Consider the following 15476-nt stretch of genomic DNA (forward strand, 5'->3'; position numbering starts at 1 on the left):
GTCGCGCACGACTACTTGTGCAAACGCGCGTCGGTTTCGCGTTCGCGGATCGCGGCGAGCTTTTCTTGATGAGCTGCGCGATCTTCAGCAACGCGCAGCTCGACAGCACGCTCCAGCTCATCCGCCGCATTGCGCATCGCGCGGATGATGTTCGTGAGCAGGTACTGCGACCAGCTGTCGGTCGGCGCGCAGGTCAGCGCCGTGCGCGTGATCTGCTCAATGTCGCGACATGCGCGGTACACGTACCGGTGCAACGGCATCGGCGACTTGGGTTTGGGACCTCGCGGGACGATGGTGAAATTCATAGCGTGGAGACCTCCGCTCTTGCGGGGTCGCACCGGCACGGCATCGTCATTGTGCAATCGAGCCAAGACCGGGATGCAAACCCAGTTTTAGGGAAAACCCCATCGCGGCGCCGCGTTGGGGTTATTCACTCTGGGACTTGGTCTGGCTAAATTACAGGAAAGGCGGCGGTCACGTTTTGGGGCGCCGATTTGCTTTTGATTTCTTGGGGCCGGCGCCAGCGAGTTCTGCGGCAATCGTGTTGATATTGGCGTTGGATGCTCGGATATTCTGTTCGACCCCGAGCCAGTCGAACAAAGCATCGAATATCTGCTTGCGCGGCCGCTCTCTGCGACTCGTGGTGATCTCGTACTCGGCCATCAGCTTTAAAAAAGGCTCGACCACCAGTTTCCGCACTTGGCGCTTTTTGTAGCCCTTCTGATTGGACGCGAGCCAGTGGTCGATATTCAGCATGTAGTCCGATAACTCCACAGCCATGCGGTGTTTAGGACGGTGGTCGGCAATGAGCATCCGCAACGTACTAGCATCGGCGTTGGGGTTGAGCAGTTGCAAGCTCGCCAACTCGATTTCGTTGTCCAAGGTATCCGACCCGGCAGCTTTATGAAGCGCGAGCACCTTCGCTATGGCCGCGCGAAGTTGGCGCACCCGCTTCGGGACCAGTAGTTTTGACGGATCCGCAACACTGCGTTGGTAGTCGAGTGCGATCTGCTCAAGAGCGGCCTTCAGTGCATACTCACCGAGGGGACCCATCTCGTTCAAACCCATCGCCGTTAGCAGTTTCGCGAACTGCTGCTCACGGTTATTTACGTTGATAAGCGGTCGCCTGTGCTTGGTCATTCGGACTCGCCGATTGGAACGATAGTCGGCAGCACGAAAACACTCCGCCGGTTTTCGTTGGCAGGAAATGCGTCATTCTATACGCAGAACAAGCTCGCACTTCGCATTTGTTGAGAGACTTCCCCAGCTAAAGCGCAAATATCGTTACAACAGCGTTACTCGCCGGGAGGGATCGCCGGCCCACGAAACCTTCGGTGAGGCGGGTGTAGCGGGCGCGACACCGGTGGAACGACCCTGAGATTGTGATGATAGCAACCAATCAACGCGAAGCCGAAACGGAGGACGTAGCACCGGCTAAATCTCGTCCTCGCCGCATGCTTAACGAGACTCAGGTGCTGGGGATCATCCCGGTGAGCCGCACTACCCTGTACCGCATGGAGAAATCCGGCCGCTTTCCCAAATCGACCTATATCAGCCCGAACCGGCGCGTCTGGTTTGAGGACGAGATCATCGCGTGGCAGAACGCTGTTGATGAATTCGACCCGCACCGGGCACGGGGCAAGGGGCGGCGTGCGCGTGCGGTTGCTGCCGTTGCGGGCACACCGAACACGCGTTGAGGGTGCTCGTCTAGTGCTCGCCGGCGATCTGCCTTGAGCGACCACCAACTGCACGATCTGCTCGCCGACATGCGGTCGCTCGCCGAACTTTAGCAAAGCGCGATGTCCGTGGTTGAAGGTCTTAGGCGCCATTTTGGTTGTTGCAGCATGACCGGCGCCTCGATCCGCCCGGTCACTATCCGCGGTTTGTCGAGCCAAGGCGGGCGCCGTGCCTCACCAAGATCGTCGCTGATCGCGGCGCAGTGCGAACCAGCATTGCCAAAGGAGCGCGCGGCAAAGCGCCACTGGACGGCGTGGAAGTACCGAATGCTCGTTTCCGCGCTGCAGCCAGATACACCGACCATAAGGCATTGCCCGACGCTTCTGCGGCGCGGTAATTGCAATCTCGTCCTCGATTCGCATATCCGCTGCGCGCACGCGCGTCGAGCCCATCAAGCTCTTCAATCAACTGGCGATCAGACAAGTCGGGTAGAGAGAATTTACGCTCCTCCGGTTAATTGCACCCCGCGAGCCCCATGCCGTTCTGTGGTCGTCATTTTTTGGCCCGGCCCCTTGCCAAGCAGTTGACTGAGAACGAGCCAAAGTTTGATCGCGGCTAGCGTCGGCACAGCTTGGCCGGGTCGCCTCTCACGGGTCAAAGGCACCGCGCGAGTTTGCCGCTCGCTCGAACGCACGAAGATGCCTTGTTTAGCGATAGTTGCGCGATATGGCGCCCGTCCTGTTCCTCGGCAAGAGGCCCATCATGACTGCAACTTCCAATTTAGGCAGTCTTGGCGACGCGGCCAAGACTGGCCGCACCTGCGCCACACGTGCGCCCCATTGTCATCCCCTCGCCTCCTTAATCTGCGTGCCAAGTCAGGGACAGAATGGGGGGACCGCGGCCGCGCGGCTGGCGACATTGAAGATTTGGCAAGCAAGCTGTATTGCCGGCGCGCTGACAGCGCTTGCCGCGGTTGGTCAGATCGCGGTACCGCGCCCAAGCATCGCAACGCCGAATGCAAGAGTGGCTGATGCATTCAGGGGCATCCCGCTGAATGTGACGACGGTCCTGACAAATGCTGGCGCCGCGTTTCCGGCCCCGGCCATCGAGACGAAATTTGATACAGGATTATCGGCTAATGCGATCGTCGCGGCGAGATTTAGCGCCGCGGCGCCGGACTCGATGCCGCCGTCCGATGTAACCACTTCGCAAGGGCAAATGTTGCAGGTCGCCAGCCTTGAGGCAGCGTTGCCCGAGAACTCGGCAACGCTACAGCAGGACCGCCCGCCCTTTGCTTCGCCCAATCCGGGCGAAGACAAACAGTCGTATCTCAAATACTACGTCTACTCGGAAATTTCGCCGCCGGAGAAACCCGCGAAGATCGCCTTGTCGGCGTTGAGCGACGTTCCGCTCGGAACGCCCGTCCGGGAGATCGAACGTGCGGCCGAAGCGTTCGGTGTCGATGTCAATTTCATGAAGGCGGTCGCCAAAATCGAATCCGATTTCAATCCCAGGCAACGCACCGGGTCCTATATCGGCCTGTTCCAGCTGAGCAAGTTTGAGTTCAGCAAATACGGATCGGGCGACATCCTCAATCCTCGCGACAACGCTATGGGTGCGGCCTACAAGTTTCTCAGCGAGGCCGCGCTATTCGAAATAATGACGCAGAAGAAGCCGACCTTTTCCGACCTCTACCTGATCCACCAGCAGGGCTGGGAAGGAGCCGCCCAACACATCAGCCGTCCGCAGCGGATTGCCTGGAAATCGATGTGCGCAACCCAGGAGGGCTCGGCGAAGGGCGAGCGATGGTGCAAGCGCGCTATCTGGGGTAACACGCTGCCTGCGGTCAAACGCGAATGGAAGTCGGTCGATAGTCTCACCTCGGGTGCGTTCGTGGCGATGTGGCGGGACCGCGTCGACACGCTCTATGCCCGCTATCCTGTGCTAACTGCGGCGGCCGAACGCTTGAGATAGAACAGCTTGCGACTGCTCTCACGCACACCTCTTGGCCCACACATTCGTTTCGTCGAGAAGCTGTGTCGGCAATCTAGTTCCGGCGCCGGATAAGTTTGCGTTCCACTTAGAGACTGGGTGGTTGTTCGGCTTCGGCGGCCGAATTGACCCGACACCTCGACCAGTGCCGCTCCGCGGCCCGGGCTCCTAGATTATTCACAGGGCAATCACCTTGCTGATGGCCGGCCCTTGGCAGAAGTGTAGCCGCAAGTGATCTGCGTCCGCTTTCCCGATTGAGCGGTCTAGGGCCTATTGGGGCCGGTCATCGCGCCCGTGGATCGCTTCACTATCAATAATTCGACTAACGCTTTGGTCGAAAACGGTTTTTTTGTGTCGCAGCCGAGTGAAAAATGCTGGACGCAAGGACCACACGGTTTTGCCGTACGCACGGCCCGCCATTTCGCCGCAGTTTTCCCGGCCCTGTCGACGGAGCCGGAAACTTACAGACGAGACGAACCTGACAGCGCCGCTCATCCAGCACGAAGTCTTGGGCTCACGGAGAGCAATCCGCCCTGCCCACGCCTCTCGCGCCCGACGCTGCCGCGTCCACCGCAAGCCCGGCTCGCGAAACGTGACGACACAAGATCGCCCCTCAAGGATGAGCCGGGATGGGCGACACATACGACAAATCAGAATTTCTGTAAATCGGAATATTTTCATGACGAGGGATTGACGGGGCAGCGAAACAGGGCCGGTGTTTTGCCCGACAGGCAATCCGCCGGCGCCGAGATGCTCCGCAACATCTGGGAACTGCTGCGACAAATCGGGCACATCAGGACATAAAGTCGCGGTAATCGTCGGGCTTGTCGACCGCGCCCTCCTTGCCTCTGCTTCCGGAGTTCTCATGCTTTCTGCCGACCGGCCGGCGACACGGCTTGCGACGCGACTTGCCTTCCTCGTCGCGGGCTTCGGCATCGCGTGCTGGGCGCCTCTGGTGCCGTTTGCGAAAGCACGGCTCGGCGTCGACGACGGCGTTCTCGGACTGCTGCTGCTCAGCCTCGGCATCGGCTCGGTCGTCGCAATGCTTCTGACCGGAATCATGAGCGCGCGTTACGGCAGCAGGCCGATCATCATCGCCGGCGGGCTCGGTCTGGCGCTGGTCCTGCCTCTGCTGGCCATCGCAAGCTCGCCGGCGACGCTGGCACTGGCGCTGCTCGCCTTCGGCGCCGCGCTCGGCTCCATCGACGTCGCCATGAACATCCATGCGGTGGAGGTGGAGCGCGCAGCGAAACGTCCGCTGATGTCCGGCTTCCACGCGCTGTTCAGCATCGGCGGCTTCGCCGGATCAGCGCTGATGACCGCGCTGCTCTCCCTGCAACTCGGCGCGCTCGCCTGCACGCTTATTTGCTCCGTCCTGATGCTGATTGCGATGCTTGTGACCTGGTCGCGCCTGCTTCGCTCAGTGCAGGTACAGGACGGACCGCTGTTCGTGCTGCCGCACGGCTCCGTGCTTCTGCTCGCGCTGCTCGGCGCCATCACCTTCCTGGTCGAAGGCGCGATGCTCGATTGGGGCGCACTGCTCGTCATCGGCGCCGGCCTTGTCTCCGAGGCGCAAGGCGGGATCGGCTACATCGTGTTCTCGATCGCGATGACGATGGGGCGACTCGGCGGCGACGCCGTCGTTGCGCGCATCGGGGATCGCACCACCCTGTTCTGGGGGAGCATCATTGCGGTCGCGGGCTTTGCGGTGCTGCTCACGGCTCCGGTTGCGGCGGTCGCCATAGTCGGCTTCCTGCTCATCGGCCTCGGCGCCTCGAACCTCGTGCCGGTGCTGTTCCGCCGGGCAGCCCGGCAGACGGTGATGCCCACGGGGCTCGCCGTCGCGGCGATCACGACCGCGGGCTACGCCGGCATCCTCGTTGGTCCCGCCGGCGTCGGCTTCGTCGCACGACTTGGCGGATTGCCGACGGCGTTCTGGCTGCTGGCTGTGCTGATGGGACTGGTCACGCTGTCGGCGCGCATCGTCACGACGGAGCAGCGCGAGGTATCACCTGCCGGCACGTGAGCTCATGACTTGCTCAATCCAATCGATCTGATCACGGGCGCCAGGCTTGCCGTTGTCGCATCGATAATGCGCTGGAATTTGTCCGGACTTGAATCGCTGTCCGGCTCCATGCCCTGGGCACGGTAGCTCGCCTGAAGCGCCGGATCGGCCATGGCGAGGCGCGTCGTCTGCGCGATCCGATCGATGATCGCATCATCGGTGAGTTTGGGAGCAAAGATGCCGAACCAGCCCTCATATCTGAGATCCGGCATGCCGGATTCGACGGCGGTCGGAATATCAGGTGCGCCGCTCAGCCGCCTTTCGGTCGTGACCGCAAGCAGCCGGATCTTTCCGGCCTGGCTCAGCTGCTGCAATTGAACCGACATGACGCCGATGACGAGCGAGATCTGGCCGCTGACGAGGTCGTTGGTCGCCTGCGCGATACCCCGATAGGGAACGTGGACGATGTCCAGTCCGCCCGCCTGCTGCTTGAACGATTCCCCGACGAGATGATTGCCGGTGGCGATCCCGGGCGTCCCGTAGGACAGCTTGCCCGGATTGGCCTTCGCGTAGGCGATCAGTTCGCGCAAATTTGCGGCAGGCACCGACGGATGGACGGCGAAAACCAGCGCACTGTTGATCAGGCGATAGATGGCCCGGAAATCGCCGACGGAATAGCCGGGATTTGACGAGGTCAGGGGAATGATGACCTGCGTGCTGCCATTGCCGAGCAGCAGCGAATAGCCGTCGGGCTCCTCGCGCGCGACCGCTGCGGTTCCGATCGCGCCACCGGCGCCGCCGATGTACTCGACGAAAGTCGGCCCGAGCAGCGCCGACATCTTGTCCACCCAGGGGCGCCCGATCTGATCGCCCGCTCCGCCGGCTCCATACGGAAGCACGAGGCGAATGGGACGAGACGGATAATCGGCGGTTTGTCCGCTGCGTGGGATGGCGGCGAGCGCCGCCGCGCCCGATAACACATGAACGACCTGTCGCCGCGAGTAGGAGGGCATGTCTCAATTCCGGAAGCGGTAGTCACTGTCGAGGCGGGACCGGCTCCCGAACCAAGCAATCGCAGCAATCCGCGACCGCCGTCAATGCTCCGCCCGGACAAGTCCCGGCGCGGTCGCCATGGGACGGCGACCTAACCCCTTACGTTCTAAGTCTTATTCCGGCGGGCCGGTGGCGACCCAAGCGATCTGCGCAGGTCTGCCAGCCATGCTGCTTTCGGACAGTTTACTGTACGCCTCGTTCTGCTAGACCAAAAAATAATACCTTTTGACTCCCGTCGTGGGGGCAATGGCGCGTGCCAGAGCATAACGAAGACTCGGCCATTTCATTTGGGCCATTTCGCCTGTTTCCAAAGTCCCGGCTCTTGGAGAAGGAGGGCTCGCCGCTTCATGTCGGCGGCCGCGCGCTCGATATCCTCATCTTCCTGGCCGGGCGCCCCGGTGAAGTCGTCGACAAGAGAGAGCTGGTCAAGCGCATCTGGGCCGACGTCAATGTCGACGAGGGCAGCCTGCGCTTCCATGTCGCAGCGCTGCGCAAGGCGCTCGGCGATACCGGCAAGTCGGCCCGTTATGTCGTCAATGTGCCCGGCCGCGGCTATTGCTTCGTCGCGTCGCTCGCTCAAGCGGCCGCTCCGGTCGCGCCGGTCTCCCTCGACATCGTTCCTCCGCGCTCCCTGCCCGTTCAGCTCGCGAAGATGGTCGGACGAGAGGAGGTCATCGAAAAGATCTCGAACGGACTGTCGCTCTATCGCTTCATGACCGTGGTCGGCCCGGGCGGGATCGGCAAGACCGCGGTCGCCGTCACCGTCGGGCATCGGCGTTCCCAGGATTTCGGCGGCCGCGTCTTCTTCGTCGACTTCGGCCCGCTGCGGGATGCCAGCCACATTGCAACCACCATCGCCTCCGCGCTCGGGCTGACCATCAGCGCGGAGGATCCGACGCCGGCCCTGCTGACATTTCTCAAGGCCGGCCCGGCCCTGCTGATCTTCGACAGCTGCGAACACGTGCTGGACAATCTGGCCCCGCTCGTCGAGCGCATCGTTCGCGAAGCGCCGCAGCTTCGTGTTCTCGCGACCAGCCGCGAGTCGTTCCGGAGCGAAGGCGAGCGGATCTTCCGGCTGTTCCCGCTGGATTGTCCGCCGGAACGGGAAGACCTGGGTGTCGCCGAGGTCCTCACCTACCCCGCGGCCCAACTCTTCATCGAGCGTATTGCCCAGAGCTCGGGTCCGTTCCAGCTCAGCGCGGAAGAGGCCCCGCTCGTCGCGAGCATCTGCCGGCGCCTCGACGGCATTGCGCTGGCAATCGAGCTCGCGGCGGGCCGCGTCAATGCCTATGGCATCGCAGGCACGGCTTCCCTGCTCGACAGCCGTTTTTCGCTGCAATGGCGCGGACGACGCACGGCCGTGCCGCGGCACCAGACGCTCGCCGCGGCCCTCGACTGGAGCTATGACCTGCTGCCCGCGGCGGAGAGCGCCACCTTGCGGCGACTATCGGTGTTCGCCGGCCCCTTCGCGCCGGAGGCGGCCGCCACGGTCGCGGCAGGCGACGGCGTCAGCGCATCGGAAACCCTCGAAGCGATCGACAGCCTGGTCACCAAATCGCTGATCTCGCCGTCCGGCTCGCGGACGTTGCGCTATCGCCTGCTCGACACCACGCGCACCTACGCGCATGGAAAGCTCAACGAGCTCGGTGAAACCAGGCAGTTCGCGCGGCGCCACGCGGAGCATTTTCGCGATTTCTTCGAGCGGGCCGAGGCCGACACGTCGACGCCGCTGCCCGAGTGGCTGCACGTGTATGGCGCGGAGCTGGACAATGTGCGCTCCGCGCTGGACTGGGCCTTCGGGCCCGACGGCGATCCCGCGCTGGGAATCGCGCTGACGGCGGCCGCAGTCACGCTGTGGGTGCGGCTTTCGCTGTTCGCCGAATGCCGCGAGCGCTGCAGAACGGCACTGGCAGCGCTCGGAGACAGCGGCGGTGACGGCCGCGTCCGCATGCAGCTCCTGTCGGCACTCGGCTGGTCGCTGATGTATGGCGAGGGCCGTGCGCGCGAGGCGCGCCCGATCCTCGAGACAACCCTCGAGATCGCCGACAGGCTCGACGACAAGGATTTCCGCCTGCGCGCGCTCTGGGGCCTGTGCATCGACCAGTTCAACAACGGACAGTTCGGCAAGGCCCGCGCACTCGCCGACCGTTTTGCGAACGCGGCGGCGAATTCTCCCGACAAGTCCGATGTCCTGCTGGGTGACCGGCTGATGGCCGTCGCGCTGCATTATCTCGGTGACCAGAACGACGCGCGGCTGTGCATCGATAGGGTGAACGCGTCGCTGCATGTGCTGGCGGAGAAGCCGAAGATATTCCCGCTCGACCTCAGGATATCGACGCAATATTTCCGGGCCCGCATCCTGTGGCTGCAAGGCCTCGCCGACCAGGCCCAGGCGCTGGCCGCACGAACCATCGAGGAGGGCCTCGCCAACGGCCACGCGCTGACCTTCTGCAGCGTGCTGGGACAGGCGGCCTGCCCGATCGCCTTCTGGGCCGGCGATTTCGCCGCCGCGGAACGCCACGGCGCCGAGCTGCTCGAACACACCGAGCGACACGCGATCCGGCTGTGGGGCCTGTGGGCACGCGCCTTCAACGCGGCAGTCGTTGCCAAGCGCGGCGACGTCGCGACCGGCCTGCCGCTGCTGCGCGAAGAGCTCAACCGCGCCGGCGATGCGCGCTTCCTGCCGCGCTTTCTTCCTCTGCTCGGTGAACTCGCCGCGTGTTTCGGCGAGGCCGACCAGACCGATCGCGGCCTGGAGATGATCGAGGACATATTGGCGCGTTGCAACGACCGCCAGGAGCGCTGGTATCTGCCGGAGCTGACGCGCATCAAGGCCGAATTGATGCTCAAGCAGACCAAGGGCCTGCCCGCCGCCGAAGCGGCTTTTCGCGAGGCCATGGACATCGCGACGCACCAGGGCGCACGATCGTGGGAGCTGAGATGCGCCATCGGCCTCGCGCGGTTCAGACTGGGACAAGGCCGCGATGCAGAGGCGCTGGAGGTTCTGGAAACCGTTTGCCGGCCGCTGACCGAGGGATCCCGCACCGCCGACATGCGCGAGGCCCGAGGCCTGATCGCGCAGCTCCGGAACTGAGGCAGCGCTGCTCGGCCGTCGAGCGATCGCTCCGCACTGCCCGGTTCATCGGGCCCTTGGAATAAATCCGGGCACGCCAGTCTCCACCACTGCGTTGAACCTGACGTTCGTCGTGATCCCGTCTCGTATCTCCCGCATCGCATCCTCGGGCAGAGCCGAGATGTCAAAATTCTCCCGGATTCGCGCGGGATTGGTCGAGGTCGTCAGGAACGCCGTGCCGCGCTGGACGGCCCACGCCAGGCAAACCTGAGCCGGTGTCTTCTGCACGCGCCGCGCGATGGCTGTGATCACGGGATCCTCCAGCACGCGCGGCTCCATGGCATGTCCCAACGCCGCGAACGCCTGGAGCACGATGCCATGCTCGCGACAGAAGTCGAGCAGGTCCCATTCGGGAAGATACGGATGCGATTCGACCTGCACCATGGCAGGCCTGATCCGCGCGACGGCAACGATCTCGCGCAGCTTCTCCAGGGTAATGTCCGACAGGCCGATCGACTTGCAGTGCCCCTCGTCAACGAGGCGCTCCAGCGCGTGCCACGTCTCCACCAATGTAACGCCGGAATCATAGATGACCCGACCGCTTGCGTCGCGCGGATCCTGCTCGTCACCGGGCTGAAAGGCAAAGGGCGTATGGATGATGTAGCAGTCGATCTCGTCGAGTTGCAGCCGTCGGCGGCTGGCGTCGAAGGCAGGCTTGACCCGCTCCGGCCGATGATTGGTGTTCCATAGCTTCGTCGTCACGAACAGCTCCTCGCGCCGGAGCTTCCCGGCCTTGAAGGCGTCCTGCATCGCATCGCCGACCGCCGCTTCGTTGCGATAGCGCTCCGCACAATCGAGATGTCGAAATCCGGCCTCCAATGCGGCCCTGATGGCCTGCCTGGTCACGAGCGGATCCGGAATGAGCGTGCCAAATCCCACTGCCGGAATCGTCACGGACTCATGAGTTGGAATCCTCGTGTCACGAAGCGAATCGGAGGTCGTCATGGTGATACTCCCTTGTTGTCTGCTCGCCGCCCTAGCGGACGAAGCGATCGAGGTTGGCGGCTCCCCGGCATTAACCGGCAGGCCGTGGCTTGCGGAGAAAGAACACCAGCGGGATCACGACGAGCATGGCGAACATCAGGATCTCGAACTGATCGATGACCGCGACCGTGGCCGCCTGATGCGTGACCATGCCGTTGAGCGCGGCAAGGCTTGGCTTCCCGATCGGGCCCGCGCCATGCGCCGCGACGCGGAAAGGCGTGAGATGCTTGGCGAGCGCGACGTGCACGGCCTGGGTGTTGGCATAGAAGAAGAGCTGGACCACCGCGATGCCGATGGTGCTGCCATAAAGGCGCGACAGGTTGATCAGCGCGCCGCCTTCCGGGCGAAGCTTCGGATCGAGCGTGCCGAACGCGGCCCTCGCGAGCGCCGGCAACAACATGCCGAGACCGGCACCCTGGAGCATGCCGGCTTCGACCACCGGCCGCCAATCCATCGCCGGCGAATAGCCGAGCATCAGCCAATTGGCATAGACCACCAGCGCCATGCCGCCCATGAGGAACGGCCGGTAGTCGACCTGCCCCGGAACCAGGCTCGTCAGCACCAGCGCTCCCACCAGCGCCACACCGCGCGGAATGGTCATGTAGCCCGTGGTGTCGACGGGATAGTTGAGCAATTCCTCCAGCATCGGAGACGTCAACGCCAGGGTCGGCAGCAGCACGAAGCCAAGCGCGAAGGAGATGACCGTCGAGAGGACGAGATTGCGATCCCTGAACAGCGCCGTGCGGAGAAAATGCTCCCGGGTCGTCAACACGTGCACGCTGAAGAGATAGAAACCCAGGACCGAGGCGACCGCCTCGGCCCAGATCTCCGTCGAGGCAAACCATTCGAGGCGCTCGCCGCGGTCCAGCAGCATCTGTAGCCCGATCATGCCGACGGAAAAGGTCGTCAGGCCGAAGAAGTCGAAGGGCTGGCTTCGCTCGGCCCGCTTCTCGCTCAGCAGCGAGGCCATCGTCATGAAGATGAAGGCCGTCATCGGCAGGCTGACATAGAAGATCGACGCCCAGCCGTAGTATTCACTGAGCCAGCCGCCAATGGCGGGGCCGGTGCTGATGCCGAGCAGGGAGCAGACCGTCGATGCCAGGCTCATGCGCGCATGCCGCGCCGGCGTCACCTCGAGCAGGATGGCCAAGGAGAGCGGCGCGAGCGGTCCGCTCGCCGCGCCCTGGAGGATCCGCGCCAGCACGAACTGGATCGACGTCGTTGCCAGCGTGTCGAGGACAAGACCGAACGTGAAGATGGCGAGGGCAGCCTGATAGACCGCCTTGCGGCCATAGCGGCCCGCGAGCCACTGCGTGATCGACATGGTCACGGCACTTGCCGCGATATACGAGGAGAACACCCAGCCGACCTCGTCATTCGCCATCGAGAGCGTCGCCTGAATGTGCGGCAACGCTGCATTCGGTATCGAGATGTTCACAGCCTGCATGTAGATCGCGATAAGGGCCGCCGCGGAGATCGCACGATGGTCGCCGGCCGCGCCGGTCGATGGGACGGTCGTGCTCATTTGACCTCCGTCGCGAGCGCGCCTTGGAGCAGATGCGGCCAGCTGCGGCGGTGGCCGGTATCGACCCGCGCCGTCACGCTGATGCCGGAGAACAACGGCCGGGTCGGATCGAGATCGTCGAGCTCGAGGCGCACCGGCAGCCGCTGCACGACCTTGACCCAGTTCCCGGTCGCATTCTCCGGCGGCAGGACCGAGAAGTCCGACCCGGTGCCGGGACTCATGCTGACGATATGCGCCCTGAACTTGCGATCCGGATAGGCATCGACGTCGATCGTCGCCTCCTGGCCCGGACGCATGTGGGTCAGGCCGGTCTCGCGAAAATTCGCCTCGATCCAGATGTCCCGGCTGGACATCAGCGAGAACGTCGGCGCTCCCGCGTTGACGAAGCCCCCGATCTGCAAGTCGTCGACCTTCGTCACGATACCGTCGTCGGGCGCAATCACCGTCGCGTAGGAGAGATCGAGCCGCGCCCGGTCGAGCTGGGCTCTTGCCGCGCGAACCGTGGGATGACGATCGGCATCGATATCGGGATCGCCGTTGAGCGCGACGACCGTGTTGGCAATCTGCTGTTCGATCGATGCCATGCGGTGGCGGGCGACCTTGAGATCGGTCTCGGCCCGCTCATAGACCGCACGCGGCGTGAAGTCGGAGGCGACCAGCATCTTCTTGCGATCGAACTCGCGTTCGTCGAAGGAAGCCGATTCCCTGGCCGATTGCAGCTCCGCCTGCTGCTGGCGGTGGGTCGCCTTGAGCGAGTCGATCTGGAGTCGCGCGCTGCCGAGCCGCGCCTCGGCCTGATCGACCGCAATCTGATAGGGCTCGGGATCGATCCGAAACAGGACCTGCCCCCGTCGCACGCGCTCGTTATCGCGCACGGCGATCTCGACCGCCTGGCCTGACACCCGCGCGTTGATGGTCACCTTGGCGGCACGCACGAACGCGTCGTCGGTCGAGACATATTGTTCCTGCGCAAGATACATGAAGGCGCCGAACACGGCGACCACGGTCGGCAGCGCGAGCATCAGGGGCCGGCGCAGCCGCCGGCCGAGGTCCGCTCCGAACAATGGCACAGCCCCCTCGCTCCCGCGGAAGCTGCGATCGCCCAACCAGCCGGCGATTGGCGCAAAGTTCAAACGCATCGTGAGCCCTCGTCTTATCTTTTTTACTAACGTACGTTACAAATATTGTACTGCAGTGCCGCTATCAAGACGCGCGGCCATTGATTTTTATAACGGTCCATACAAATATATGTGTGGAACAGTACAACCAGGATTTTGGCGACATGGCACGGAAGAAGAGCGAAGCGGGCCCGGCGCGCCGCGGACGGCCGCCCGCCTATGACGCAGAGACGGCCCTCAAGCGAGCGACGGAGACGTTCTGGAGAACCGGCTACTCCGGCACGTCCCTGGACAAGGTCGCCGCCGCGACCGGCATGAGCCCACCGAGCCTCTACGCCGTGTTCGGCAACAAGCACACGCTCTATCTCGAAGCGCTCGCGCGCTATTGGGAGATAAGCCTTGCCGCAACGCGTGAGGCCCTCGCGGGGGACCATCCCTTGGACGAAGCCCTGATGCTGGCCTATGACGCAGCGCTGTCGATCTATTTTTCCGGCAAGGGAACCGCGCGGGGCTGCTTCGTGGTGGGAACCGCGGTGACCGAAGTCGCAGAAGATACGGCGATCCGGATCAGCGTAGCTGCGGGATTGCGCGCGATTGACGCCGATTTCGAGGCCCGCTTCCGCCTTGCCCAGGACAAGGGCGAACTGAAGCGTGATGCCGATCCGGCAGCGCTTGCAATCCTCGCCTCTGCCACGATGCATACCATCGCCATTCGCGCTCGCGCCGGCGCCCGCCGCGCCGAGCTAAGGGAGCTTGCCCGGAAGGCCGTGGACGTGATCTGCGGATGCCGGGCAGATGCGCATTGAGCCGCGAGGCGTTCTCGGGATCGAAAACCTGCGTGCCGGTGACGGTCGGGAGCAACTCTCCCGCACAATGAAATGACGACAACCGGCACATTTGCATTCCTCGTCAATAGGCGGCTGCCGTCGCGAGCGGTCCGCGCGCAAGACCCAGCCTCTCCCCGGCAATACGTGACGATGCGATCTAGCCTCCCGCAGCCGCCGCCCGCCGCGGCAGCTTCCAGCCGGGCCGGATGAAGTGACAGGTGTAGCCGTCCGGATAGCGCTCGAGATAATCCTGGTGCTCCGGCTCGGCCTCCCAGAAATCGCCGGCGGGCGTGACCTCGGTCACCACTTTGCCGGGCCACAGATGCGAGGCCTCGACGTCGGCGATCGTGTCTTCCGCGATCCGCTTCTGCTCGTCGCTCGTCGTGAAGATCGCGGAGCGATAGCTCGTGCCCCAGTCATTGCCCTGACGGTTGAGCGTGGTGGGATCGTGGATCTGGAAGAAGAACTCCAGCATCGTCCGGTAGCTCGTCTTGGCGGGATCGAAGATGATCTCGATCGCCTCGGCGTGCCCCTCGTGATTGCGATAGGTCGCGTTCTTGACCTCTCCGCCGGTGTAGCCGACGCGAGTCGAAGTCACCCCGGGCTGCCTGCGGATCAGATCCTGCATGCCCCAGAAGCAGCCGCCGGCCAACACTGCGCGTTCCGTCGTCATTTGATGCTCCATTCGTTCAGTCGAGATATTCAGCGCTGGTCCGCAGCCGCATGCAAGCGCGGATCATCATGGTCATCGTGATATTCGAGGCCCAGCGGACCGATGGCGGAAACCTGCGTGACGTATTCGCCTGATTTCGCCCAGTGATAATGCCAGGTCTCGCCGGGCAGCACGATGACGCTGCCCGGCGGATAGGCCTTGACCTTGTCGCCATCAAAACGCTCGCCGAGCCCGATATAGAAGACACCCGACATGACCGTGTAGATGCGGTCCTCGGGATGCTTGTGCGGCATCAGCCTGGTGCCGCCGGGCACCTTCACCCGGACCACGTAAGGTCCGGGCTCGGCGGGATGGCCGACCATGACGGCGAGGCGCGCGCCGGATGGAAACGCCGGGAACGGCTGCCACGCGATATCCTCCGGCAGGATCGCCCGGAACCTGTCTTCATCCGGCTGATGTTGGCGAGGCATGGTGCTGCTCCCTCTGTTC

The 15476-nt window shown here is 63.6% G+C and carries 13 protein-coding genes; 5 read left to right on the forward strand and 8 right to left on the reverse strand.

The window, feature by feature from the left end:
- Nucleotides 1-11: 11 nt before the first annotated feature.
- A complete protein-coding gene (locus ACE10W_RS29100) occupies nucleotides 12-305 on the reverse strand; it encodes a hypothetical protein (protein WP_271551050.1) in 294 nt (97 codons plus the stop codon).
- 169 nt (nucleotides 306-474) lie between these two features.
- A complete protein-coding gene (locus ACE10W_RS29105; protein ID WP_271551051.1) occupies nucleotides 475-1140 on the reverse strand; it encodes a hypothetical protein in 666 nt (221 codons plus the stop codon).
- 245 nt (nucleotides 1141-1385) lie between these two features.
- Between ACE10W_RS29105 and ACE10W_RS29110 the strand changes: the two genes are divergently transcribed.
- The 3 genes from ACE10W_RS29110 to ACE10W_RS29120 all read left to right on the forward strand — a co-directional run bounded on the left by ACE10W_RS29110 (nucleotide 1386) and on the right by ACE10W_RS29120 (nucleotide 5695).
- Complete coding sequence (locus ACE10W_RS29110; RefSeq protein WP_304564128.1) at nucleotides 1386-1697, forward strand: AlpA family transcriptional regulator; 312 nt, start codon at nucleotides 1386-1388, stop codon at nucleotides 1695-1697.
- 742 nt (nucleotides 1698-2439) lie between these two features.
- Nucleotides 2440-3651 (forward strand): transglycosylase SLT domain-containing protein, encoded by a 1212-nt coding sequence (locus ACE10W_RS29115; protein ID WP_271551052.1) that lies wholly within the window; start codon nucleotides 2440-2442, stop codon nucleotides 3649-3651.
- 883 nt (nucleotides 3652-4534) lie between these two features.
- Nucleotides 4535-5695, forward strand: a complete 1161-nt coding sequence (locus ACE10W_RS29120) for an MFS transporter (RefSeq protein WP_028175692.1) — start codon at nucleotides 4535-4537, stop codon at nucleotides 5693-5695.
- A gap of 2 nt (nucleotides 5696-5697) precedes the next feature.
- Here the strand turns inward: ACE10W_RS29120 and ACE10W_RS29125 are convergent, their stop codons facing one another.
- Nucleotides 5698-6687, reverse strand: coding sequence for a tripartite tricarboxylate transporter substrate binding protein (locus ACE10W_RS29125; RefSeq protein WP_110116856.1), 990 nt, complete (start codon nucleotides 6685-6687; stop codon nucleotides 5698-5700).
- A gap of 293 nt (nucleotides 6688-6980) precedes the next feature.
- Between ACE10W_RS29125 and ACE10W_RS29130 the strand changes: the two genes are divergently transcribed.
- The gene (locus ACE10W_RS29130; RefSeq protein WP_110116857.1) at nucleotides 6981-9821 is read left to right on the forward strand and encodes a winged helix-turn-helix domain-containing protein; all 2841 of its coding nucleotides are present in this window, start codon (nucleotides 6981-6983) and stop codon (nucleotides 9819-9821) included.
- Nucleotides 9822-9866: 45 nt separating this feature from the next.
- Here the strand turns inward: ACE10W_RS29130 and ACE10W_RS29135 are convergent, their stop codons facing one another.
- The 3 genes from ACE10W_RS29135 to ACE10W_RS29145 all read right to left on the reverse strand — a co-directional run bounded on the left by ACE10W_RS29135 (nucleotide 9867) and on the right by ACE10W_RS29145 (nucleotide 13439).
- Nucleotides 9867-10805 carry an aldo/keto reductase gene (locus ACE10W_RS29135; RefSeq protein ID WP_011088996.1) on the reverse strand — a complete coding sequence of 313 codons (939 nt, stop codon included), beginning with the start codon at nucleotides 10803-10805 and terminating at the stop codon, nucleotides 9867-9869.
- Between the two features lie 70 nt (nucleotides 10806-10875).
- A complete protein-coding gene (locus tag ACE10W_RS29140; RefSeq protein WP_011088997.1) occupies nucleotides 10876-12369 on the reverse strand; it encodes an MDR family MFS transporter in 1494 nt (497 codons plus the stop codon).
- Entirely contained in the window at nucleotides 12366-13439 is a 1074-nt protein-coding gene (locus ACE10W_RS29145) for an HlyD family secretion protein (RefSeq protein ID WP_375762219.1), read from the reverse strand. The genes ACE10W_RS29140 and ACE10W_RS29145 overlap by 4 nt, the downstream gene beginning before the upstream one ends.
- Before the next feature lie 212 nt (nucleotides 13440-13651).
- On the opposite strand from ACE10W_RS29145, the gene ACE10W_RS29150 reads away from it, so the two are divergent.
- Nucleotides 13652-14293, forward strand: coding sequence for a TetR/AcrR family transcriptional regulator (locus ACE10W_RS29150; protein WP_304564126.1), 642 nt, complete (start codon nucleotides 13652-13654; stop codon nucleotides 14291-14293).
- A gap of 178 nt (nucleotides 14294-14471) precedes the next feature.
- Here the strand turns inward: ACE10W_RS29150 and msrA are convergent, their stop codons facing one another.
- Together msrA and ACE10W_RS29160 are read right to left on the reverse strand one after the other, a co-directional pair.
- On the reverse strand, nucleotides 14472-14987 hold the full coding sequence (msrA, locus tag ACE10W_RS29155) for a peptide-methionine (S)-S-oxide reductase MsrA (protein WP_038966770.1): 516 nt from the start codon (nucleotides 14985-14987) through the stop codon (nucleotides 14472-14474).
- A gap of 29 nt (nucleotides 14988-15016) precedes the next feature.
- On the reverse strand, nucleotides 15017-15457 hold the full coding sequence (locus ACE10W_RS29160) for a cupin domain-containing protein (protein WP_011089001.1): 441 nt from the start codon (nucleotides 15455-15457) through the stop codon (nucleotides 15017-15019).
- Between the last annotated feature and the right edge of the window lie 19 nt (nucleotides 15458-15476).

This window comes from Bradyrhizobium sp. B025 (genome assembly GCF_042257955.1).
In the GTDB taxonomy this organism is placed as follows: Bacteria; Pseudomonadota; Alphaproteobacteria; order Rhizobiales; family Xanthobacteraceae; genus Bradyrhizobium; species Bradyrhizobium diazoefficiens.